General features: G+C 70.9%; 14 protein-coding genes and 1 pseudogene. 9 read left to right on the forward strand and 6 right to left on the reverse strand.

Annotated features, from left to right (window positions below; genetic code table 11):
* Positions 1-116: 116 nt before the first annotated feature.
* Together ptsP and ABZZ20_RS09235 are read right to left on the reverse strand one after the other, a co-directional pair.
* A complete protein-coding gene (gene ptsP, locus ABZZ20_RS09230) occupies positions 117-1,775 on the reverse strand; it encodes a phosphoenolpyruvate--protein phosphotransferase (protein ID WP_356868386.1) in 1,659 nt (552 codons plus the stop codon).
* Positions 1,772-2,044 (reverse strand): HPr family phosphocarrier protein, encoded by a 273-nt coding sequence (locus tag ABZZ20_RS09235; RefSeq protein ID WP_356868388.1) that lies wholly within the window; start codon positions 2,042-2,044, stop codon positions 1,772-1,774. Before ABZZ20_RS09235 ends, ptsP begins: the two co-directional genes overlap by 4 nt.
* 338 nt (positions 2,045-2,382) lie before the next feature.
* Between ABZZ20_RS09235 and ABZZ20_RS09240 the strand changes: the two genes are divergently transcribed.
* The 7 genes and pseudogenes from ABZZ20_RS09240 (at position 2,383) to ABZZ20_RS09270 (ending at position 12,076) form a co-directional block, all read left to right on the forward strand.
* On the forward strand, positions 2,383-3,144 hold the full coding sequence (locus ABZZ20_RS09240) for a DeoR/GlpR family DNA-binding transcription regulator (protein ID WP_356868390.1): 762 nt from the start codon (positions 2,383-2,385) through the stop codon (positions 3,142-3,144).
* A complete protein-coding gene (gene pfkB / locus ABZZ20_RS09245) occupies positions 3,141-4,085 on the forward strand; it encodes a 1-phosphofructokinase (protein ID WP_356868392.1) in 945 nt (314 codons plus the stop codon). The genes ABZZ20_RS09240 and pfkB overlap by 4 nt, the downstream gene beginning before the upstream one ends.
* Positions 4,086-4,286: 201 nt before the next feature.
* Positions 4,287-6,260, forward strand: a complete 1,974-nt coding sequence (locus ABZZ20_RS09250; RefSeq protein WP_356868394.1) for a fructose-specific PTS transporter subunit EIIC — start codon at positions 4,287-4,289, stop codon at positions 6,258-6,260.
* Positions 6,261-7,473: 1,213 nt separating this feature from the next.
* A complete protein-coding gene (locus ABZZ20_RS09255; protein WP_356868396.1) occupies positions 7,474-8,739 on the forward strand; it encodes a hypothetical protein in 1,266 nt (421 codons plus the stop codon).
* A gap of 772 nt (positions 8,740-9,511) precedes the next feature.
* Positions 9,512-10,264 carry an NAD(P)/FAD-dependent oxidoreductase gene (locus ABZZ20_RS09260; RefSeq protein ID WP_356868398.1) on the forward strand — a complete coding sequence of 251 codons (753 nt, stop codon included), beginning with the start codon at positions 9,512-9,514 and terminating at the stop codon, positions 10,262-10,264.
* 136 nt (positions 10,265-10,400) lie between these two features.
* A pseudogene (locus tag ABZZ20_RS09265) lies at positions 10,401-11,814 on the forward strand (FAD-binding oxidoreductase).
* A complete protein-coding gene (locus tag ABZZ20_RS09270; protein WP_356868400.1) occupies positions 11,792-12,076 on the forward strand; it encodes a DUF4436 family protein in 285 nt (94 codons plus the stop codon). Before ABZZ20_RS09265 ends, ABZZ20_RS09270 begins: the two are co-directional and overlap by 23 nt.
* A 26-nt stretch (positions 12,077-12,102) precedes the next feature.
* Here ABZZ20_RS09270 and ABZZ20_RS09275 read toward each other — a convergent pair whose 3' ends face one another.
* Positions 12,103-12,642: a TetR/AcrR family transcriptional regulator gene (locus ABZZ20_RS09275; RefSeq protein WP_356868402.1), complete on the reverse strand. Its 540-nt coding sequence runs from the start codon at positions 12,640-12,642 to the stop codon at positions 12,103-12,105.
* 209 nt (positions 12,643-12,851) lie between these two features.
* Here ABZZ20_RS09275 and ABZZ20_RS09280 point away from each other — a divergent pair, with 209 nt between their 5' ends.
* Positions 12,852-13,124 (forward strand): FAD-dependent oxidoreductase, encoded by a 273-nt coding sequence (locus ABZZ20_RS09280; protein WP_356868404.1) that lies wholly within the window; start codon positions 12,852-12,854, stop codon positions 13,122-13,124.
* A 230-nt stretch (positions 13,125-13,354) separates the two neighbouring features.
* Positions 13,355-14,677, forward strand: coding sequence for a serine/threonine-protein kinase (locus ABZZ20_RS09285; protein WP_356868406.1), 1,323 nt, complete (start codon positions 13,355-13,357; stop codon positions 14,675-14,677).
* 21 nt (positions 14,678-14,698) lie between these two features.
* On the opposite strand, the gene drmC is transcribed toward ABZZ20_RS09285, so the two are convergent.
* The 3 genes from drmC to drmA are packed head-to-tail and all read right to left on the reverse strand — an operon-like array spanning position 14,699 to position 21,197.
* A complete protein-coding gene (drmC, locus tag ABZZ20_RS09290) occupies positions 14,699-15,478 on the reverse strand; it encodes a DISARM system phospholipase D-like protein DrmC (protein ID WP_356868408.1) in 780 nt (259 codons plus the stop codon).
* Complete coding sequence (locus ABZZ20_RS09295; RefSeq protein WP_356868410.1) at positions 15,475-17,370, reverse strand: DUF1998 domain-containing protein; 1,896 nt, start codon at positions 17,368-17,370, stop codon at positions 15,475-15,477. The genes drmC and ABZZ20_RS09295 overlap by 4 nt, the downstream gene beginning before the upstream one ends.
* Positions 17,367-21,197: a DISARM system helicase DrmA gene (gene drmA / locus ABZZ20_RS09300; protein ID WP_356868412.1), complete on the reverse strand. Its 3,831-nt coding sequence runs from the start codon at positions 21,195-21,197 to the stop codon at positions 17,367-17,369. Before drmA ends, ABZZ20_RS09295 begins: the two co-directional genes overlap by 4 nt.
* Positions 21,198-21,316: the final 119 nt, after the last annotated feature.

Raw genomic sequence — 21,316 nt, forward strand, 5'->3', positions numbered from 1 at the left:
CCGCCACCGAAGGGTGTTCCCGAGCTCGACGGTCGTCATGACGAACGGGAGCGAGCTAGGCCCAGGACGTCCGTGGGCGCCGGGTCCGCACCGGCCCGGCGCCCCGATGGAGTGGATCAGCGTCCCGCGGTGCTCGACCGGACCTTGCGGCGGGCGTCGTCGGCGTCGTCCGCGAGTAGGGCCAGCTCGGCGAGTTCGCGGCACTCGGTGAGGGTGTGGGTGGCCAGGGCGGCCCGCACCTCGGGGAGCGAGGCCGGTGCGGCGGACAGGCTGGTGATCCCGAGACCGACCAGCACCAGGGCAAGTGCCGGGTCGGCGGCGGCCTCGCCGCACACGCCGATCGGACGGCTGTGCTCGGCCGCCGATCCAGCGGCGGCGGCGACCAGCGCGAGCAGGGCGGGCTGCCACGGGTCGAGCAGCTCGGCGAGGGAGCCGAGCGTCCGGTCGGCCGCGAAGGTGTACTGGGCCAGGTCATTGGTGCCGATGCTGAAGAAGTCGCAGACCTCGGCCAGCCGGTCGGTCCGCAGGGCTGCGGCCGGGACCTCGATCATCGCCCCGGCCACCGGCAGGCCGTGCGCACGGACCCGGGCGGCGAACTCGGCGGCCTCTCGCGGTATCGACACCATGGGGGCCATCACCCAGACCTGCGCGGTGCTGTCCTGGGCGGCCTCGGCGATCGCGGCGAGCTGGGTCTCCAGGAGCTGCGGATCCCGGGCGGCCGTCCGCAGTCCGCGGACGCCCAGGGCCGGGTTCTCCTCGTCTGCGGAGGTGGCGAAGGGCAGCGGCTTGTCCGCGCCCGCGTCCAGCGTGCGGACGACCACCCGACGCCCGGCGAAGGCCGAGAAGACCTGCCGGTAGGCGGTGGCCTGTTCGGCACGGCCCGGTGCCTCGGTGCGGTCCAGGAAGAGGAATTCGGTGCGGAACAGGCCCACGCCCTCGGCGTCGGCGGCAGCCGCACCGGCCAGCTCGTGCGGCGCACCGAGGTTGACCAGCAGTGAGACCGGGTGGCCGTCGGCGGTCCGGCCCGGTCCCTGGAACCCGGCCAGTAGCTCGCGGCGACGGCGCTCCCGCTCGGCGGCCCGCTCGACCGCTTCCGGACTCGGGTCGGGCTCGATCACACCGTCCGCGCCGTGCACCAGGACCTGCCGGCCGTCCTCCAGCTCCGCGGCGGCGGTGCAGCCGACGACGGCGGGCAGACCGAGCGCCTTGGCGAGGATGGCGGTGTGACTGGTCGGCCCGCCGCGGACGGTGACGAGGGCCAGCACCCGCTCGGGGTCGAGCAGCGCGGTGTCGGCCGGCGCCAGGTCGTCGGCGACCAGGACGTACGGGTGCCCGGGGTCGGGCGGGCCGGGCACGGGCAGGCCGAGCAGGTACGCCACCGCGCGGTCGCGCAGGTCGTCCAGGTCGGCGGCGCGTTCCGCGAAGTATCCGCCGGCGGCGACCAGCGCGGCGCGGAAGCCGTCGAAGGCGGTGGCGAGTGCGTGGGCGCCGTCGGTGCCCTGTTCTGCGAGGGCGGCGGCCCGGTCGGCGAGGACGGGGTCGGCGGCCATCATGGCCTGGGCCGCGAGCACCTCGGAGCCGGTGCCGCTCACGCGGGCGGCGCGCTCGTGCAGCCCGGTGACGACCGCACCGAGGGCGGCGCGGACCGCCGCCGCCTCGGCCGCCGGGTCTGCGACGGCCCTCGGGGCGGGCAGCGTGGGTACGGGTGCCATCCGGGCGACAGGCCCTGCCGCACTGCCGGTGCCGACGCCGATCCCGCGTATCAGATCACTCATGCCGCTGCGTCGAGGTCGGAGGCGAGAAGGGCGGCCAGCGCCTTCAGTGAGTCCTGGGCCAGGTCGCCGGAGGCGGTGAGCTCCAGGGTCTCGCCTCGGCCGGCGGCCAGGGCGAGGACGGACAGCAGGCTGCGGGCGTCGACCGGGGGCTGGCCCGGGCGGCCGATGGTGACCTTGGCCGGCTGCCGGGCGGCGGCCTGGACGAACAGCGACGCCGGGCGGGCGTGCAGGCCGCTCTCGGAGCCGACGGTGACCTGGATCGAGTGCATGGGAATTCCTTGGGGAGACGGTCGCCGACCCGGGTGGGAACCGGGTCGGCGGGAGAGTCGGGCACGGCGGCCGGCGCAGAGGGTGGAGCGCGGCCTTCGTGGTTCGTGCCCGGTCTTCGCGTACGGGGGCAGTCGCGTAGACAGGGCAGTCCGTGGTTTCACGCCCGTTAGCGTGTTGTTTCGATTGGTTCTACGCCCGGTCGGCGAGGGATGTCAACACATTCGGGCAAGCTCAAGAGCTGCGGAGGCAGACTGGACGACCTCTTGCTTTTTCGGCCGGAGCGCGTATGGTCGGGCTTCACCAGGCGTAAACAGACATGAAACGGACCCAATCCCACATGTATGCACCCGAGCGGCAGCAACGCATCCTCCGCCTCGCCCAAGAGCAGGGCAGGGTGGACGTGCCGACGCTGGCCGAGGACTTCGGCGTCACGCAGGAGACCATCCGCCGTGACCTGAGCGCCCTCGACCGGGCCGGTCTGTTGCACCGGGTGCACGGCGGCGCACTGCCCGTCGGCGCCCTGCACCTGGAGCCCGGCCTGGCCGAACGGGACTCCACGGCCGGGGCCGAGAAGGAACGCATCGCCAGGGCGGCCCTGGCCCTGCTCCCGAGCGAGGGCAGCGTGATCCTGGACGCGGGAACGACCGTCTCCCGGTTGGCCGGCCTGCTCCCCGCCGACTGCGCCCTCACGGTCGTCACCAACGCTCTCCCGGTCGCAGCCCGGCTGGCCGACCATCCCGGGCTCGCCCTCCACCTCGTCGGAGGGCGACTGCGCCACCGCACCCATGCCGCCGTCGACGCCTGGGCCCTGCGCGACCTGGCCGACATCCACGCGGACGTCGCGGTGATCGCCACCAACGGCTTCTCGCCGGAGGGCGGTCTTTCGACGCCGGACCTCGCCGAGGCGGCCGTCAAACGGGCCATGCTCACTGGTGCCGGACGGGTGGTCCTGGTGGCCGATTCCTCCAAGTTCGGCGCCCGCCATTTCGCCCGGTTCGGCTCGCTGGACCAGGTCGACGTCCTGGTCACGGACACCGGACTGACCGATGCGCAGGCCGCCGAGATCGAGAACCACGGACCGAAAGTCATCCGCGCATGATCGTCACCATCACCCCGAACCCCAGCCTCGACCGCACCTACGAGCTGGGAACGCTCGCCCTGGGCGAGGTGAACCGGGCCGCGCACGACCGGCTAGACCCGGGCGGCAAGGGCGTCAACGTCTCCCGTGCGCTCACGGCCGCCGGCCACCGCACCCGTGCCGTCCTGCCACTGGGCGGCTTCTCCGGGCAGCTGCTCTCCGATCTGCTGCGCCGCCAGGGCATCGAGGTCGCGGCAGTCGCGATCTCGGGCGACACCCGGATCAACGTCTCGATCGCCGAGGACGGCGGCGGCCTCACCAAGATCAACGCGGTGGGTCCCGAGCTCAGCGCCGCCGAGTCGGCCGCGCTGCTGGCGCTCGTCCGCGTCGACTGCACCGGGACCGACATCGGCTGGCTGGCCTGCTGCGGCAGCCTGCCGCGCGGACTGGCACCCGAGTGGTACGCCGAGTTGGTCGCGCAGGTGCACTCGGGTGGCGCCCGGATCGCCCTGGACACCTCCGGGCCCGCACTGCTCGCCGCGCTCTCGGCCCGCCCCGACGTGGTCAAACCCAACCGGGAGGAACTCGCGGAGGCCGTGGGCCGCCCGGTCGTCACCGTCGGCGACGCCGTGGACGCGGCCGGGGAGCTGCGCAAGCGTGGCGCCCAGCAGGTCCTCACCAGCCTCGGTGCGGACGGGATGCTGCTGATCGCCGAGGAGGGCAGCTGGTACGGCAGCGCACCGGTCGCAGCCGTCCGCAGCGACGTGGGAGCGGGCGACGCCTCACTCGCAGGCTTCCTCGGAGCCGGTGGTACCGGCCCCGGGGCACTCGCGGCGGCCCTGGCGCACGGCGCCGCCGCCGTACAACTGCCGGGGAGCGTCATGCCGACCCCGGCCGATCTGGACCCGGCCGCAGTGCTCGTGACGGCGGACATCCCGCTCGAACGACCGCTTCGCGGTTGAGAACGGCCTCCTGAGGGAGGGACGCCGAGGGACGAGCGCCGAGCGCGACACCGGCGCGGCTGCGACCACAGCGGCCGAGCGGGCACTCGCAGGCGAACGTCCGGCATCCCTGCCGGAGGCACCACGCCCGACCGTGTGGGACGGAAGGGCGACCCCGGGGGCAAGAGAACACTGTCAGCCACCAGTTGAAGGATCGACACGATGAGCGACACCAGCGGACTGATCACACCCGCACTCGTTGATCTGCATCTCGCCCCCGAGGACAGGAGCGAAGCTCTCCGCGCCCTCGCCCAGCGGCTGGTCGCCGAGGGCCGGGTCACCGACCTCGACGGCTTCCTCGCCGATGTCGCCGCCCGCGAGGCCCAGGCCCCCACCGGGATGGGTGACGGAATCGGCATTCCACACTGCAGATCACCCCATGTCACGCAGCCGAGCCTGGCCTTCGGCCGCAGCGCGAGGGGGGTGGACTTCGACGCCCCGGACGGACGGCCCGCCGACCTGATCTTCCTGATCGCAGCACCGGCCGGTGCGGACGACACCCATCTGCAGATCCTCGCCGCGCTGGCCCGCCGGCTGATGGACCCCGCTTTCACCGGCGCCCTGCGCGACGCCGAGAGCCCGAACGCGGTCGCGGCCCGAATCAACGGCGAGGAGGAGCCGGCCGCCGCTCCGGAGACGGCCACCCCCGGCGGTGGGCTGCGGCTAGTCGCGGTGACCTCCTGCCCGACCGGCATCGCCCACACCTACATGGCCGCCAAGGCCCTGGAACTGGCAGCCGCCCGGGCGGGTGCGCAGATCCAGGTCGAGACCCAGGGCTCGGCCGGGACGACGCCGCTGGCCCCCGAGACGATCGCAGCCGCCGATGCGGTGATCTTCGCCCATGACGTCGAGGTCCGGGACCGCGCCCGCTTCGCCGGCAAGCCGACCGTGGACGTGGGCGTGAAGGCCGCCGTCAACCGCGCCGACGACCTGATCTCCCGGGCCGCCAGGCTGGTCACCGAGACCGGCAGCGGCGCACGTGCCGCCGCCGCACCGGTCGCGGCACCGAGCGCGCCGGCGGGCGAGCACTGGGCCCAGCGACTGCGCACGTACCTGATGACGGGCGTCAGTTACATGATCCCGTTCGTCGCGGCCGGTGGTCTGCTGATCGCCCTCGCCTTCGCGATCGGCGGCTACCAGATCGCCTCCGCCCCGTCCGTACTGGGCCACTTCGAATGGACCTCGTCGCACAGCTGGGCGGCGATGCTGTTCCAGACCGGCAAGGCCTCCTTCGGCTTCCTGGTCCCGATCCTCTCCGGATACATCGCCTGGGCGATCGCGGACCGGGCAGCACTGGCCGCCGGCATAGCCGGCGGTGCCGTCTCGGTGGCAGTCGGCGCGGGCTTCCTCGGCGGCATCGTGTCAGGTCTGATCGCGGGCTTCCTGGTGCTGTGGATGATCCGGTGGAACGTGCCGCAGGCGATCAAGGGCATCATGCCGGTGGTGGTGATCCCGCTGCTGTCGGTGGGGGTGGTCGGCTTCCTGATGTTCGTGGTGGCCGGCTCACCGATCGCCTCGGCCATGCACGGCCTGACCGACTGGCTGAACGGCCTCTCCGGCTCCAACGCGATCCTGCTCGGCATACTGCTCGGCGCGATGATGGCCTTCGACATGGGCGGTCCGCTCAACAAGGTCGCCTACACCTTCGCCGCCGGTGCGCTCACCGCCGCGGGTACCACCCCCGACTCCGGCAGTCTCAAGGTGATGGCTGCCGTGATGGCCGCCGGTATGACCCCGCCGCTGGGCATGGCCTTGGCGACCGTCGTCCGGCGTGGGCTGTTCACCGCCGAGGAGCGGGAGAACGGCAAGGCCGCCTGGGTGCTCGGCGCGTCGTTCATCACCGAAGGTGCGATCCCGTTCGCGGCGGCCGACCCGCTGCGGGTCATCCCGGCCAACATCGTCGGCAGCATGACCGCCGGCGGCCTGGTGATGGCCTTCGGCTCCACCCTGCGTGCCCCTCATGGCGGAATCTGGGTGCTCCCGCTGATCGGCAGCCCGTTGCTGTACCTGCTCGCGGTCGCGGCGGGCACGGCGGTCACCATGGCGGTGGTGGTCGTGCTGAAGGGGATGCGGAAGCCCGCCGCCCCGGCGGCCCCCGGCTCCCCCGTCGCCGGACCGGAGCTGGTCGCCGCCTGACGGGAGCCGCCTGACGGGAGCTACGGAACCGGGGAATGCCCGGTTCCGTAGCCGCCCGCGTGAGCACTTCCGCCACAGGAGCCTTCGAGTTCCGGCCGTGGCCGGGGCGTCCGGACGGCCACCACCCGCCCGACCGGTCTCGGCCAGCCATCACCGCAGGCGTCGACCACCGCGAGAAGAGTGCCGCGAACAACCCGGCCGCGCTCGGGTCGATCCACGCGCCCCGCCCGGACGGCGTCCCGGACGGCGTCCTGGCAACCGCTCCCCCACACGGGCGAGCAGCTCCGGCGCCGGTCCAGGAAGAGCCGCGGCGAGCTGTGCTCCACCCCGGCCTACGCGTCCTGGCCAACCCGTCGAGGCCCACTCCGGACCCTTGCGGCAGTTCACCGTCGCCGACTTCGACCACCGCAACAACCTTGTACACCTTCGCGCACCCCTGCGCGCGTACGGTCGCGACGTCATCCACGGGGGTGCCTGTGGTGTTCGGGTGGGGCCGGGGCCCAGCCGTTGCCACAGGCCGATCTCTTCGGGCTGAGCAGGCCGGCGGATGCGGACGGGCTCGGGCCGGAGCCGCAGGTCGTCGTCCACGGCCGACTGCCCGGCTTCGCCGAGGGCCCGGCGTTTCGGGCGCGGCCTCCTTGAACTCGCGGGCCGGCGCGAGCCCCTTCCCCGGCTCGGGCCGGACCTCGATGCGCGTGCTCTCCGCTCATGGGTGATCTTGTGGCACTCCGCCCGGAGCAGGGCGAGGCCTTGAGCCGGCTCGCCGGCTCCTGGCGGCCCCTCGACGTCCTGGCGTAACCGATTCTCACCGGCGGCTCGGTGCGCGGTGCGGGCACGACGGCGAGCGAGGAACTCCGCTTTCACGCGGCCGGGTTTCCGACCGGCGGGCACCGGCACTTCGGGTTCCTCGCGCAGCGCGGGCACGAGGACGAGGCGGGGGTACGAGGACGAGGCGGGGCGTGTGGCGGCGTGTGGCACCACGCGGCGGTCCTCCCACCGCGCGTGCGGCAGGCGCTGCAGCCAGAGGTGAACGGATCGTGGAGATCGTATGAAATACGGCCAACCTGATGTCCGTCGGCACGCGCGTAGACCACGTGGGCCCGGGGCCTCCGGTGCGTCCGACTGCCAGGCGCAATGGCTGAAAGTTAAACTAATGAGCGGCGGCCGCACTACGGTTTGCGGCGGTTGCTGTTCCACCGAGAGGAAACCCCTCATGACCGCCGCCGACAGCGCGCCGAGGACGGCGTACATCCTCACCGGCTACCGCCCCGAGGACGGCTTCATGGCCGTTGAACTGAATCCGCCCCCCGCCGAGTACGTCTGGCACGACGAGGACGCCGAGCAGCAGGAGGAGCGGTACGGCCCGGGAGTGGGATACCACCAGTGGCTGGCGGTCGACGCGGGCAGCGGCGCGGTCTGGTTCGGCGACGTCGACTGGCGGGCTTCGTGCGAGCACCTCGACAGCCGGCTCCCCGGCATCCCGCGCAGGGCGCTCGGCGACGGGACGCTCCCGGCCCCCGGAGTTCTGGTGCAGCTGCTGACCCACCTGGACCACGACGAACAGAGCGGCTACTCCTGGCGCTTCTTCACCGCCGAGGAGTTGTATGCGCTCGCGCTGAACATACTGCCCGCCGTGCAGCGGCTCGTGGACTCGATGCACCGGACCGGGCCGGAGGGCGAACTGGAGTGGTCGGCCGAGGCCGCCACCGCCTGGAACGACATCGAGCAGGCCGCCACCCCCACCTTCGACCCGCCCGGAGCGGTCGTCTGGCCCAGGCTCGGGATGACCCCGGCCCCCGCCTGGCGCGTCGAGGTCAGCGCGTTCCTCGCGGCGAACCCCGACCTGTGCGACCCGTCCTGGGGCGTGGCCACCGACGCGGAACTGGACGCTTACGCCGACTACCGGCCCGTCTCGGGCTACGGCGGTGTACCGGGGAGGATGTGCCGCGCCGCCGACCGGCAGATCGAGGACGGTTACACCTTCTACGGCCACCGCGCCGCCCTCTACGCCTACCGCGCGCAGGCGTGCGGCGACCGTACACCGATGGAGGCCCGCATCTGGCTGGAGACCACAGAGGCCGGCAAGAGCACCTGGGAGGCGGCCAAACCCCTCGGAGCCACTCTCGCCGACGCGCCGGACTGCGTACTGGCGGCCGTGGCCGAAGGTTTCCAGAACGCCGCGCACGAGGAGGCGCTGGTCCTGACGGGCCTGTCCGCCTACCTGCGGCAGTTGCGCGCCGATGAGCGCGCCGCCGTCGACCGACAACTCGTCCGCGAAGGCGAGGAGGTCGAACGGCTTGAAACCATGCTCAAGGACTTCCGTGCCGCGCGGAACCGCACGGTCACGCGGATCCTGGCCTGGGCCGACGGGCGCGACGACGTGGAGATCGCCCGCTTGGCCTCCATGCCCCATGACTACGTCAGCGGCTGGCGGGCCCGCCTGACCGACGAACAGACCACGGCGACACCCGGACCGTGATGCCGTGTGCTGCGAGGCCGCCGGCAGGAGGAGGGCACGCAGCCGCTGACGGTGTCGTGCAGGCGACGGCCTGCAGCGCACCCCGCCCCAACGCTTCGTCATACGCGGCCGGAGCCGGCTCGACGACCTCTCCCTCCCGCGTGAGCTGGTAGATGAAGCGCTTGCGGTAAGCCCTCGACGGCCGTGACCCGCCCGGTGTCCGGGTCGGCCGGGTTCCCCCACTCGACCGGTTCGGCCTGACGGGGAGTTGGGGGCATTGCTGTAACTCGTCCGAGCGGTCTCGGTGTCGGTGGTGGTCCTGTAGGTCTCCTGCAGTGTCCTTCGAGGATCTGCCGGTGACGCTGTCCTGCCGCTTTGGCTCGCCGCGGGACTCTGTTGCCCATTCGTCCGGGCTCGGGGACGGCTGATGTGCGAGGGCGACTTGCCCGGTTCTTGACGTTCTGGAGGTTCGGCTACGGGCACGGGAGGCACTGACCTCGGCGCGACGAACCAGATGCTCAGGAATATGGAGTTGCGGGCGGCGGCCCGGGCCGACCGAGGCGCTTGGGACCCGTTGCCGCGTTGCAGGCCGTTAGCCTGTCGGTATGTCAGAGCGTGTCATGCCCGGTCGCACGGACGGCCTGATCAGCCTGGTTGCCGCGGACGCTCTGTGGGTCGATTTGACGGCCGACAGTGCTGTGCCGGCGACTTCTGGGGCGTTCACCTGCTCTCCTGCCCGCGCCCAGGTGGGGTACGGCCGGATTCCCCGAGATCGACTTCGCTGACCCAGCCCATGGCCTCCATCGCAACGAGACCGGACGGGCGGACGGTGCGGGTAAGCGTACGGCGGCAGGTGTACTCCCCCGCGTCGCGCGGCCAGACCGTCACACGTGTCGACTGGGACTCCGCCGGGGTGAGCGTGACCACCGACAAGGGGGTCTTCTCCGCCGACCATGTGGTGGTCACCCTGCCGCTGGGCGTCCTGCAGAGCGGTGCGGTCACCTTCGGCCCCGGCCTTCCCGCGGCCAAGCGCACCGCCATCGGCAGGCTCGGCATGGGGGTGCTCAACAAGTGCTACCTGCGTTTCCCCCGCGCCTTCTGGCCGAACACCGACTGGCTCGGCTACATACCGCCTACGGCCCGCTATGGCCAGTGGGCGCAGTGGGCGCAGTGGGTCAACGTGACCCGTACGAACGGGAAGCCGGTCCTGCTGGGATTCAACGCCGGCGGCTTCGGCCGCTGCATCGAAGGCTGGAGCGACGGCCAAGTCGTCGACAGTGCCATGGGCACCTTGAGGACCCTGTTCGGTGGCACGGTCCCCGCGCCGGCGGACTACCAGATCACCCGGTGGGCATCCGACCCGTACGCACTGGGCTCCTACTCCTACAACGGCATCGACTCGAAACCGGCGATGCGCGACCAGCTCGCCGCCGCTGTGGGCGGAAGGGTGCACTTCGCCGGCGAGGCGACCAGCCGAGCCTCCTTCGCCACCACCCACGGCGCCTACCAGTCCGGTATCCGCGCCGCCAAGGAAATCCTGACCTGATCCCCTGCCCGGTGGGCCTCGCTCCCGTCGGAGCCAGACCCGCCGGGCTGCCGACTCCTGTCCCTTCGTGCCATGCCCGGCTGGAGCCGACGTATCAGGGGCGGTGGCTCTTACGAGAGAGGCAGGTGTCCTTGCCATGCACACTTCCGCGTCCACGGCGTCGCCGCATTCCTTCTGGGAGACGGCCCCCGGCTTGGGTGGCGTAGTGCCGGCCGGGGCCGCCGAGCCTCTGACCGGTCCTCTGGATGTCGATGTCGCTGTCGTCGTCGGCGGCTACACCGGCCTGTGGACGGCCTATTACCTCAAGAAGGCACAGCCCTCGCTGCACGTCGCGGTGCTGGAACGGCGCTGGTGCGGGTCTGGGGCGTCCGGACGGAACGGGGGCTGGCTCTACAGCGGTTTCACGGGCCGGTCCGTCTTCGCCGACCGCTACGGCACCGGGCGGGCCATCGCGATGCAGCGGCGATGAACGACACGGTCGACGAGGTGCTGCGTGTCTGCGAGGCCGAGGGCATCGATGCCCACCAGACCAAGGGCGGGGTACTGGAGGTCGCCTGCACTCCTGCCCAGGTCGAGCGCCTGGACGCGTTCGTGGCCGCCGAGCACGCATTCGGACAGACGCACGTTCAACGTCTCGATGCCGCTCGCACCGCGGAGCGGATCGCGATCCCCGGTGCGCTGGGGGCGAGTTGGCACCCGGACGGGGCCCGGATCCAGCCCGCCTTGCTGGTGCACGGCCTGGCGGCCGCAGCGAGGCGCGCGGGCGTGGACATCTACGAGAACACTGCTGTGACGCACATCCTTCCGGCTGCGGACGGCCGGCCCGCCCGCGCCGTCACCGACGGCGGCACGGTGTCGGCGGCCTGCGCGCTGCGCTGCACCGAGGGCTTCACCGCCGACCTGCCGGGCGAGCGACGGTCGTGGCTGCCGATGAATTCCTCACTGATCGTCACCACACCGCTGCCCGCCTCGTTCTGGGGGTCCGTCGGCTGGGTGGAGCGGGAGGTGCTGGGAGACTTCGCGCACGCCTACATGTACGCCCAGCGCACCCTCGACGACCGCATCGCGCTGGGCGGCCGGGGGGTGCCGTACCGGTTCGGCTCCCGTACCGACGTCGTGGGGGCGACACCCCGCCGGACCGTCGAACAGCTGACGACGATCTTGCACCGCATGTTCCCGGGCGCCCGCGGTGTGGCGGTGGAACAGGCGTAGTCGGGCGTGCTCGGCGTACCCCGGGACTGGTGCAGCACGGTGGCGCTCGACCGCGCCTCGGGCCTGGGTGGGCCGGCGGCTACGTCGGCAGCGGGGTGGCCACCGCCAACCTGGCCGCCCGTACCCTGAGCGACCTCGTTCTCGGGCAGGAGACGGAGCTGACCGAGCTTCCCTGGGTCGGACATCGTGTACGCAGGTGGGAGCCGGAACCGCTGCGGTGGGTGGGCGTCCATGGCCTGTACGCCGCCTACCATCTGTCCGACGTTCTCGAACGTGGCGGATTGCGCCGCACCCCGGCACTGGCGCGCATCGCGAATGCGGTGTCGGGACGGAACTGAGGCTTCCGGGACCCGCAGAGGACTGGTCCGGCCGGCGACGGGTTGGATGGCGGTGACCCTGTTCGCGCTGGCGGCATTCCGCAGCACGGCACCGGGCGCGCCGCCGACGGGATGCCTGTGGGACTACGCGGCATTTCTGTGGGCGGAGGCGATCGTCGCCTCCGCAGTGGTGTACGTCGTGCTGCGCGGGACCCCCGTGGAGCTGCGGCCGTCACCAGGGGCGTCGCGAGAGAGCCGGAACGGCCGCCCGTCGGCCGCTTGATGCTTGCCAACGCTGCTGCGGTGCCCTCAGGCAAAGGCGCCGTGCCGCAGGATTCCCTGGATGAAGTCGGTTGCCTGCCGGGCCCCCATGTGACCCTCCAGGGTCAGTTCCCAGGCGGTCTCGGCGATGCTACAGAAGGTGGACGCAAGCCACGGAGCGGGCATGTCGCTACGCAACAGGCCGGCCTTCTGCGCCCGTTCGACAAGAGAAACGGTACGGCGGAACACCATCGACGCCCGGTCGCTCGCCTGGTCGGCGCCGAGCACCTCCGGCTCCACGTAGACCAGGTTCCACAGTTGAGCGAACGGCTTGTAGTCAGCGATCAGCTCATCGAGCACGCGAGGTGCGATAAGCGCTTCCCCTTCGGAGCGGGAGAGAGCCGCTTCACAGTCATCCAGGATCTTGTTCGCCACGGCCTGGAGCAGGTGCTGGCGGGTAGGGAACAGCCTCACCAGGGTGGCCCGGCTGATCCCGGCTCGCGCGGCGACAGCCTGCATGGACGCCGCGCGATCTTTCGACAGGAACGGAATGGCCGACTCGAGGACCTCCGTCGCATCCGTACGCATACCGACTGAAACCTCCACGCCTTTGTTGACACACTCATGTTTCAAATTATGCTCTGCAGTGTCATCGTCATTGTACTGAACGGAGGGGGGTCTCCCATGCCTCCACCCCACATCGGCAGAGGTCAAACGATGTGTCCCCCAGACATGGGCTGGCGATTCGCAGCGCCCCCCACACACACAGCGTCGCCAGGCTTGGCGGCAACAGCGCCATGCAGACCCTGAAGACCCTGAAGACCATCTTCGGGCAGGACATCCCCCTGCCGGTCGGCCGCCAGATCACCCGCTGGGCCTCCGACCCCTATGCCCGCGGCTCCTACTCCTACTACGAGGCCGGCCCCAACCCCGCGATGCGCGACCAGCTCGCAGCCAACATCGCCGACCGCGTCTACTTCGCCGGCGAAGCGACCAGCCGCAAATCCTCCGCCACCGGCCACGGCGCCTACCTCTCGGGTATCAGCGCCGCCAAGGAAATCACCGGCTGATACGACACACCACGCCACCGTCCCCGCCGCACGCCGCGTCGGGGACAGAGCCACGCCCCCCAGCCAACCGGTTCGGCAACAAGGCGCGAGGCCGCAGCCCCCCGTGCAGCAGCCGCCCCACCACGCCCGTCCGTCCGTCCGTCCGAACCCCACCATGCCCACTGCAGCCCGCGTTCCCCATGGTCACCAGCCCCAACAGACGCGAGCCCGCCTCCATGCACGGAGCCACCATGAGCGCACAACAGCCCACCGCCCTGCCCCCGGCCTTCCAGCCCCTGACCCAGGACGACCCCCGCCAAGTCGGCAGCTACCGGCTCTCCGCCCGACTCGGTGCCGGAGGAATGGGTTTCGTCTACCTGGCTCACACCCCCGGCGGCCGCCCCGTCGCGCTCAAGGTGATCCGTCCCGAACTGGCCACCGACCCCGAGTTCCGCCACCGCTTCGCCCAAGAGGTCGCCAGCGCCCAGCGGATCCACGGCCTCTACACCGCGCAGGTCATCGATGCCGGCCCAGACGCCCCCACCCCCTGGCTCGCCACCGCCTTCGTCTCCGGCCCCTCCCTCCAGCAGGTCATCCACCGCCACGGCCCCCTGCCCGAACGCACCGTCCTGCTCCTCCTGGTCGGCATCGCCGAAGCACTCCAGGCCATCCACACCGCCGGCGTGGTCCACCGCGACCTCAAACCCGGCAACGTCCTCATCGCTCCCGACGGCCCCAGAGTCATCGACTTCGGCATAGCCCGCGCAGCCGACGCCAGCCCGCTGACCGGCACCGGACTGCGCATCGGATCGCCCGGCTTCATGGCACCCGAACAGGTCCTCGGCCGACCCGCCACACCCGCCACCGACGTGTTCGCCCTCGGAGCCCTCATCGCGTACACGGCCACCGGACGGCCCCCCTTCGGCGACGGGCCCGAGCACGCCGCCCTCTACCGGGCCGTCCACGAGCAGCCCGACCTCGCGGGCCTGCCCCACGCTCTGCACGAACTGGTCAGCCACTGCCTCGCCAAAGACCCCGCGGCGCGCCCCCGAACCGACTGGCTCATCGAAACGGTGCGAAACCATCCCGCCGCCGGCGGACGTCTGAGCTTCACCGACGGATGGCTCCCCGCACACGTCACCGCCGACATCAGCCGCCACACCGATCCCACCGCGGCGCCTGCCACCGCGCTGGACTCCGCAGCAGCCCCTGCCGGCGCACCCACCACGCACACCTCCGCCCGCCCCCAGCGGCCGGCCGCCAGCAGGCGCAAACGCCCCGCCCGCCACGCCCACACCCGCCGCACCGCCCTCCTCTCGGCCACCGCCCTCCTTGGAAGCGGCATACTCCTCTACTCCCTCCCCGACACCCTTGAGCTCACCGGGTACGGACGCAATGCCACCGCCCCCGCCAGCGTGCCGCCTCCCTCCACCGGCACCACCGTCACACCTCCCACGGGCAGTCCACATCCCAAGCCGACCGACTACACCGTCAGTCCTGGCGGGCGTGCCCGCCTCGCCGATTTCCCGCTGCCGCTGACCGCCGGAGACTTACATTGGGAGCCTTTGATCTGACCGCAAGCACGGTTCCCATGGTCAGCCAGGAGCTTCGCGTGGTGGGAAAGGCCTGAGTATGCCAAGACGCTGCAGTTCGACGATGTGCTCCGCCGCGCGCCGCGGTGCTTCACCACCAGTCACCAGCACACCCGCCTCGATGTTGCGCCGTGCAGCGGACTCGGTCAGGTTGGCGCTGCCGAGCAGGAGGCTGCGGCGGTCGGCGACCGCCAACTTGGCGTGCTGGCGTGAGCGGCCCCGTTCAGCCGGGCCCCGGGCCCAGACCCACAACTGCAGTCCGGGCACAGTCGCGAATGCGTCAGCCGGTTCGCTCCCCGAGAGCAGGCCGCCTGCGCCGGCCAGGGTCTCGACCACGACGTGTGTCCGCACGCCCCTGCCCGCAGCCTCTGTCAGGGCCCTGGTCAGGGCTGGATACGGACGAGCCGCGTACGTCATCGCCAGCAGTTCGTGCTGCGCCTCGTTGATGACCTCGACCAGCACCTGGGCGGTGGCGCGCACCGGTACCGCCGGCGTCGAGGGACCACTCCACACGGTACGAACCCGGACCGTATCTCGGGCCTGCCGCCGGGCCGCGACATAGCCGCGCACGTACGCAGCCGCCTCGGCGGCAGGCACCGACTCCGACTCCATGGCGTCGCAGAGCGCCGCAACGGCCTCGCTGACTCCTGGTGTCGCCAGCTCGGTGAGTATGCGTTCTCTGCTGCGTCTCTGGGCGAGCAGTCCGGCGAGGTCCTTGCTGCGCACGAGGCCGAGGGCCGCGACGGCAACCTCGGCAGCGCCCTCGAATGCGGGTCGGCTCACGGCAGCAGACCGACCGGCGTCAGCACCGGATCCTGGTCCCCCGTCAGCGGAACGAGGAATCGACGGTCCAGGAACCGGTTGCCGCGTTCACACGTGGTCTCCGACACGAACAGGCAGACATGGCATGCGGCTCCGTGGAGGAAGTCCGCCGGGTCGTGTGGCAGGCGCTCGGCGCACAGCGGGTCGGCCGAGCAGTGACCAGCATCCGTCAGGGCCCGGCGTACGATGCGATCGAACTCCCGCTCCTCGGCCAGGGACACCAGACCTCCCAAGGTGCCCTCGGAGTCCGGTACGGCGGTGTAGATGAGGATGCCGGTCCTCGGGTTCTGTTCGTCTCCCGCGTAGATCCGTTCGGCGAGCGAGGCGGAGTTGTAGCCGCATTCCAGGGCGATGGTGCGAATCAGCAGGTGGGAGAGGGTGTGCAGGGCGATGTACCTCGCTCCGGGCCAACCGTAGTAGGGATCGAAGTCGCTGGTCTTGCGGTCCGACTTCCGGTTGGCGCGAAACCGTGCGTACGCCTGTCTGTGCGTCTCCATCTGTGGTGACTTCTCCATGCGAGCGGTCCACTCGGCTATCAGACCGTCCCTTACGCGCAGGAACACGCCCTCGCCGCGCACCTCACTGGCCGGTACCCAGTTCCGGATCCCGCGGGACAGCTCGACGCGCGTGGCGATCTCCGGTGATTCGGGGTCGGGCGCGTCGAGCCGGGTGAACCCGATCAGCGCCCGCGCCTCGCGCAGCCGCTCGACCTGCCTGATGTCGGCGAAGAACTCACTCAAACGGGCTGGCACGGGCATCTGCCGAAGCGCGAAGTCGTCGCTGGGGGTGGGAACGGGACCGGAGAGCGCGTCCCATTCAGGTCCAAAGAGGTCGGCCTGGACGTCGGGGGCGGAGGGGGCTGACCCGGTGGTTCCCTGCTTGCGGGCCGTAATCGCCGCGACCACTCCGTCGGCGTCGAACTCCTTGAGGAAGGTGAACTTGGGCATGCGCGCCATGAAGTCGAACTGCCCTCGTTCCTCGATCAGTTCGAGATCGGGCCAGTGGTCGTCCAGGAGCTTGCCGATGTCTCCTCCCTGCGCCTTGGGCAGTGCCAGGGCGCTGAGGGTGAGCGGGAACCACTGGTTGGACGCGCCCGCCACCATCAAGACCGGCTCCTCGCCGCAGCCGTTCGCCTCGTAGGTGCCGAGATGCGGATGCCGTCCACGGCACCGGGGCAGGTTGCGCCGGCCTCGTTCGCCCATGGCTTCCCGGATGTTGCGCTTCACGCCGCAGGCGACGCATTCGATGGTGACGTTGGCAGCCTGGTTACCGCCATGGTCCTTCATGCGCAGCTTCGGGCGCGGCGTCTTGCCGCAGGCCTGCCCACGGTGCACGTACGGGGTGTACGGAAACTCGTCGAGATGGCCGGTGGTGCACACGAGGGTGAAACGGGCCGCCACGGCCAGCGGCTTCCCGCGTTTGCAGTCGTGGACGAACTTCGCCTCGTGCGGCGTCCGTGGGTTGGCGTTGACGAAGGCGAACTCGCCCGAGTCGATCGCGGCCAGCACATTGCAGGCGGTGCAGCGCAGCCACTGCGGGAAGGGCGTGACGGGGACTCCGACCCCCTGTGCCGCCCAGCCCTTCGGGTCCGCATCGGCGCCCTCCAGCCAGGGAGCAGCACGCAACTGCTCCACCTGGCCGCGTCCATAGCGCTGGAGCGACCAGTTGACGGCGGCGCGCAGCCGGGGTTCGTCGATGTCGTAATCGGTGACACCGGAGTGACTCCAGGAGTCGATCCCCCGGATCAGGACGGAGAAGTTGGGCAGATCGACGAGGGCGCCGACTCCGGCGGTGAACATGAGGTGGCTGGGTCGTACGGCGCCGACTCTGCGGTTGCTGCCCTGGCTGCTCATCGCTGTGCCTTCCTGACCGTGCCGGCCGTGACGGGCCCGTATTCGTCGGCGTCCACGGTGCTTGCCGTGTCCGGGTCGGTGTCGGAGTCGGTCCCGGAGGCGCCGAACGTCCAGTCGGGGCCGTCGCCGGAGGGTTCTTCCAGGAAGACGCCGCCGCCGGGGAGGAGCAGGTTGATCTCGTTCTCCGTCTCACGCATCGACATGCCGACGGTCAGTTCGGTCCACCGGGAGCCGTCTGCCCGTCGCAGCAGGCCGTTCACGACGGTGGTCTTGTGCTTCTCCTTGCGGTAGGCGAGGGCCGAACTGCTTTCGTCCCGTTTACGGCGCCATTCGTCCTTGAGCCGGTCCAGTCGTTCGCTCAGGTACTGGCGGGGCCGGTCGCCACCCACCCGTTCGGCACGTTCGAGGAACCGCCGTTCGACGTCCTGGGCGAGCGGTCCGTCGAGGTCGACGTGGTGGGCGTCGAGATTGCGGGAGGAGTCGTAGGTCGCGTGGCGCAGCGCGGCGACATAGGTGGCGGCGACACCGCGGTCGAGCGCGCGGCGCGTGTACGGGGTAACGGACAGAGCTTCCACCTGCCGGTAGAACGTCGCGTGATAGTGCTCGAAGTCCTCGTAGTGGGCGAGGTCGCGGGGGCGCGACCAGTTGTAGAGGGTCACCACCAGGCCCGGACGGGCCGCGTCACGGCCGACCCGCGAGGACGCCTGGATGTACTCGGCGGTGTTCTTCGGCTGGCCCACGACGAGCATCAGGCCGAAGCGGGAGACGTCGACACCGACCTGCAGCATGGAGGTGGCGAGGACGACGTCTACGGCCTGCCGAACGGCCGGTGTCATGGACGCGCGGGGTTCGCGCTTGTCCTTCATGGCGGCGGCGTACTCCCGCAGGAAGGCTCGCCTGCGCACCGAGGTGTCCCGCTCGGGGTCGAACTCGATCTCCAGCCGCTTCAGGGCCGCGCCGATGTCCGACGAGGAGATTCGGGAGGTCAGTTCCTGGATGCTGAGCATCCCGGCTCTGCTCACGATGCGGTCCGACAGCGTGTCCTGGCCCTTGCGGCTGCCGTTGGACCGCACCCGGGTGGTGATGTCGTCGTCCATATACCGCCGCATGCCGGCGAGTTCGCGAGTCGCGTTGAAGTAGCCGACGAGGGTCATGTACGGGTCCGCCGGCCTGCCGTACTCGTCGAAGAGCTGCTGTCCCGCGAGCAGCAGGATCTCTGCGACGCGGATCTCGGCGGCCTTGAGGCGGGTGCCGTGCGCACAGACGCCGAGGTAGCGGCGGCCGGGGTTCACCCGGCTCAGCTCCACCTGCCGGGAGAAGAAGGTGTCGCCCACGTCCAACACCTGGGGAGGGAAGACGGCTACCTTGCGGCCGAAGACGCCGCGCACCTGGTCGGCGGCCCGCTTGGTGGTCGCGGTGGAGGCGACGATCTTGGGGCCGACTTCGTAGCGTCCTCCGTGAACGTCGGTGAAGCTCCACGTGCACAACTGGTCCACAGCCGCCTCGAAGAGGCCCACGGTGGTGCCGAGGGCTCCGGAGATCAGATGCAACTCGTCCTGGATGATCAGGTCCGGAGGCCGCAGGCGGGTGACGGGCTGGGCGGTGACGCCGGGCAGGTCGCCCCTGGCGTTGTGGCGGCCACCGCAGCCGGTCTTGGCGTCCAGGTCGTCGTGGCGGTATCCGTGGCGGGGACACAGTTCGGTGACCCTGCCGAACAGCAGGCCGGAGTAGCCGTTCCACGGGAGCTGGGCGAACTTGTCGACCGTGGCGATCAGCAGCGAGGGGGCCAGCCGGTAGATCTCCTCGTCGACGGTGAGGACGGGGATGCCCTCGCCGAGCGCTTCGCGGCGGGAGAAGGGGCAGCGGTCCTCCCCCTCGCCGCGAGGACAGTACAGCAGGATTCTGCGGCGTCCTTCGTCGTACTCCATGTTCGCGCGGGCGGTCAGCCCGCTGCCGCACCAAGGGCAGGTGAGGACCTGCAGGACCCGGGCGTGCTTGTCGCTGGCGTTCTCCTTGGCTTCGGCGATCTGTTCCTTGGCCTCGTCGAACCAGTTCGGTGAGACGGAGGTGCCCACCCAGAGCCCGATCCGGAACGGGGTGGGTCCCCAGCGCCGGTCCCGCGCTAACTCCTCGCGGCGCAGGACTTCGCAGGCGCTCACCAGGGCGGCGGCCCGCTGGAACTGCTGTGCGGTCAGCAGCCGCAGGGTGTAGCGCATGAGCACGCCCACGCCCGCCTCACCGCTGCGGGCGTCCGCTCCCGAGCCGATGGTCCCCTGCAGGCGCCGCAGGGCGAAGGTGTAGGCGGCGAGTCCGAGGTACGCCTCGGTCTTGCCGCCGCCGGTCGGGAAGAACAGTAGGTCGACGAGGGCTTCACGGCCGGTACCACGGTGCGGGTGTCGGGGCTGGGTGAGGGAGTCGATGTTCAGCAGGACGAAGGCGAGCTGGAACGGACGCCAGCTGGCCGCCGACTTGCCCTTGCCGTGGACCTCGTCGTAGGCCTCCCGGTAGGAGCGGGAGTCGTTCTCGCGTCCGGTGCGGGTGGCCGCGATGGCCGTGTTGCGGCGCTGCAGGGCCATGGCCCGGTTGGTGAACCGGAAGGCCAGCAGGGCAGTTTCGTCGGCCACGAGCCGGTCGATGCCGAGGGTGATGCGGTCACAGACCTCGAGCGCCTGCTCGATCGCGGTCTCGGCCGCTTCTCGCAGGTTCTCGGGGAGTAAGGCGGCACTGCGACGCTGCTGCTCCAACCACGTGCCGTACCCGTCGGCCAACGGGGCCAGGGCCGCGCTGAGTTCGGCCCGGCGGTCGGGCACGGCGAGTGCCGCCAGCTCGTCCATGCCCAGCTCCAGCCCCTGGAGGAGGTCCTGCTCCTCAAGTGCCGGCGCGGTGGTCGCCCTGACGTCGTACTCGGGAAGCCAGACGGTGGTCAGGCGGTGCGCGTTGCGCTCTCCGTCCCGGACGTGCGCGTGAACGGCGACGTTGCGGCCCTTGGCGTGGCTGAGGCTGTCCCGGTAGAGGAGGCGCAGTCGCCGCTCCTCGGCATCCTCGGACGCGTTGTCGTGGCTCGCCGGATCGAGGGGGTCGTCGATCGGCAGGAAGACGGCCGCCTGGTCGTCGGGAAAGGCGGTGACGTCGATCTCGGTCTGGAAGAGCCAGTGCGCGTCGCGCGCGTCCGCGCTGTCCGGCTGCCGGTTCACCAAGGCCAGCTCGACTATGCGCAGGTCCTCGTTGCCCGTGCGGCCGGTGTGCCGGCGTACCTGCACGTCGAGGACGACGGTGTCGCCGTCGAGTGGAACGGTGCGGTCTGCCCCGTCGGTCACGTCAATGTCCACCAGACGCTCGACGGGCTCACGTGACCAGACCCTGCCCGTCGTCCCCCGCTCGGTGGCCTCGTCCGACTGGGTGTAGCGACCCCAGCGAACGGTGGCGCTGAGCGTGCCGACGGAGGCTGGAGCGGTGAAGGACAGCCCCATCGAAGACGCCCAGATGTGTCCAGCGGACTGGGGACTCAACCGGTCCTGGAGGTCGCTGTCGTCACCTTCCTGCTCGTCACCCGACTCCCCGTCCGCGCCTTGGGCGGCTGCACGGGCGATCCGGTCCGCGGTGACGGCCTGGGGGCGTGGACCGAGCATGCCGACCAGGTACCGGTCTCTGGGGCCGGAGGAGGCGCTCGGAAGCGTTTCCGTCTCACCGTCCCAGGGGCCCAGCAGATCCCGGCGAATATAGTGCCCGAGTGCGTCCCGCACCGCGTAGGAGTCCCCGGCACGGAACGTCTGGGGTACTTCGTCGAGCGGATGCGGAACAGCGGCCTGGGCAGGCTGGGCCGGCATGCGGTGGGTCCTTTCGGACAGGGCCGTCGGAGCACGGATGTGCGCCGGTGGTGTGGCAGCACGAGAAATATAGACTCGTTGACTCAGTTCACACAACGAATTCGAGAGGGGCGTCGCTC

Origin of the sequence: Streptomyces sp. NPDC006430 (assembly GCF_040612395.1) — a bacterium.
Lineage (GTDB): Bacteria > Actinomycetota > Actinomycetes > Streptomycetales > Streptomycetaceae > Streptomyces.

What these genes read in the sequence shown, in the direction of transcription:
- ptsP (WP_356868386.1), bottom strand. Translation starts at nt 1,775, where the DNA reads ATGAGTGATCTGATACGCGGGATCGGCGTCGGCACCGGCAGTGCGGCA.
- ABZZ20_RS09275 (WP_356868402.1), bottom strand. Translation starts at nt 12,642, where the DNA reads ATGCGTACGGATGCGACGGAGGTCCTCGAGTCGGCCATTCCGTTCCTG.
- ABZZ20_RS09280 (WP_356868404.1), top strand. Translation starts at nt 12,852, where the DNA reads ATGCAGACCCTGAAGACCCTGAAGACCATCTTCGGGCAGGACATCCCC.
- ABZZ20_RS09255 (WP_356868396.1), top strand. Translation starts at nt 7,474, where the DNA reads ATGACCGCCGCCGACAGCGCGCCGAGGACGGCGTACATCCTCACCGGC.
- ABZZ20_RS09270 (WP_356868400.1), top strand. Translation starts at nt 11,792, where the DNA reads ATGCGGTGTCGGGACGGAACTGAGGCTTCCGGGACCCGCAGAGGACTG.
- ABZZ20_RS09240 (WP_356868390.1), top strand. Translation starts at nt 2,383, where the DNA reads ATGTATGCACCCGAGCGGCAGCAACGCATCCTCCGCCTCGCCCAAGAG.
- ABZZ20_RS09295 (WP_356868410.1), bottom strand. Translation starts at nt 17,370, where the DNA reads ATGAGCAGCCAGGGCAGCAACCGCAGAGTCGGCGCCGTACGACCCAGC.
- ABZZ20_RS09260 (WP_356868398.1), top strand. Translation starts at nt 9,512, where the DNA reads ATGGCCTCCATCGCAACGAGACCGGACGGGCGGACGGTGCGGGTAAGC.
- ABZZ20_RS09285 (WP_356868406.1), top strand. Translation starts at nt 13,355, where the DNA reads ATGAGCGCACAACAGCCCACCGCCCTGCCCCCGGCCTTCCAGCCCCTG.
- drmA (WP_356868412.1), bottom strand. Translation starts at nt 21,197, where the DNA reads ATGCCGGCCCAGCCTGCCCAGGCCGCTGTTCCGCATCCGCTCGACGAA.
- ABZZ20_RS09250 (WP_356868394.1), top strand. Translation starts at nt 4,287, where the DNA reads ATGAGCGACACCAGCGGACTGATCACACCCGCACTCGTTGATCTGCAT.
- pfkB (WP_356868392.1), top strand. Translation starts at nt 3,141, where the DNA reads ATGATCGTCACCATCACCCCGAACCCCAGCCTCGACCGCACCTACGAG.
- ABZZ20_RS09235 (WP_356868388.1), bottom strand. Translation starts at nt 2,044, where the DNA reads ATGCACTCGATCCAGGTCACCGTCGGCTCCGAGAGCGGCCTGCACGCC.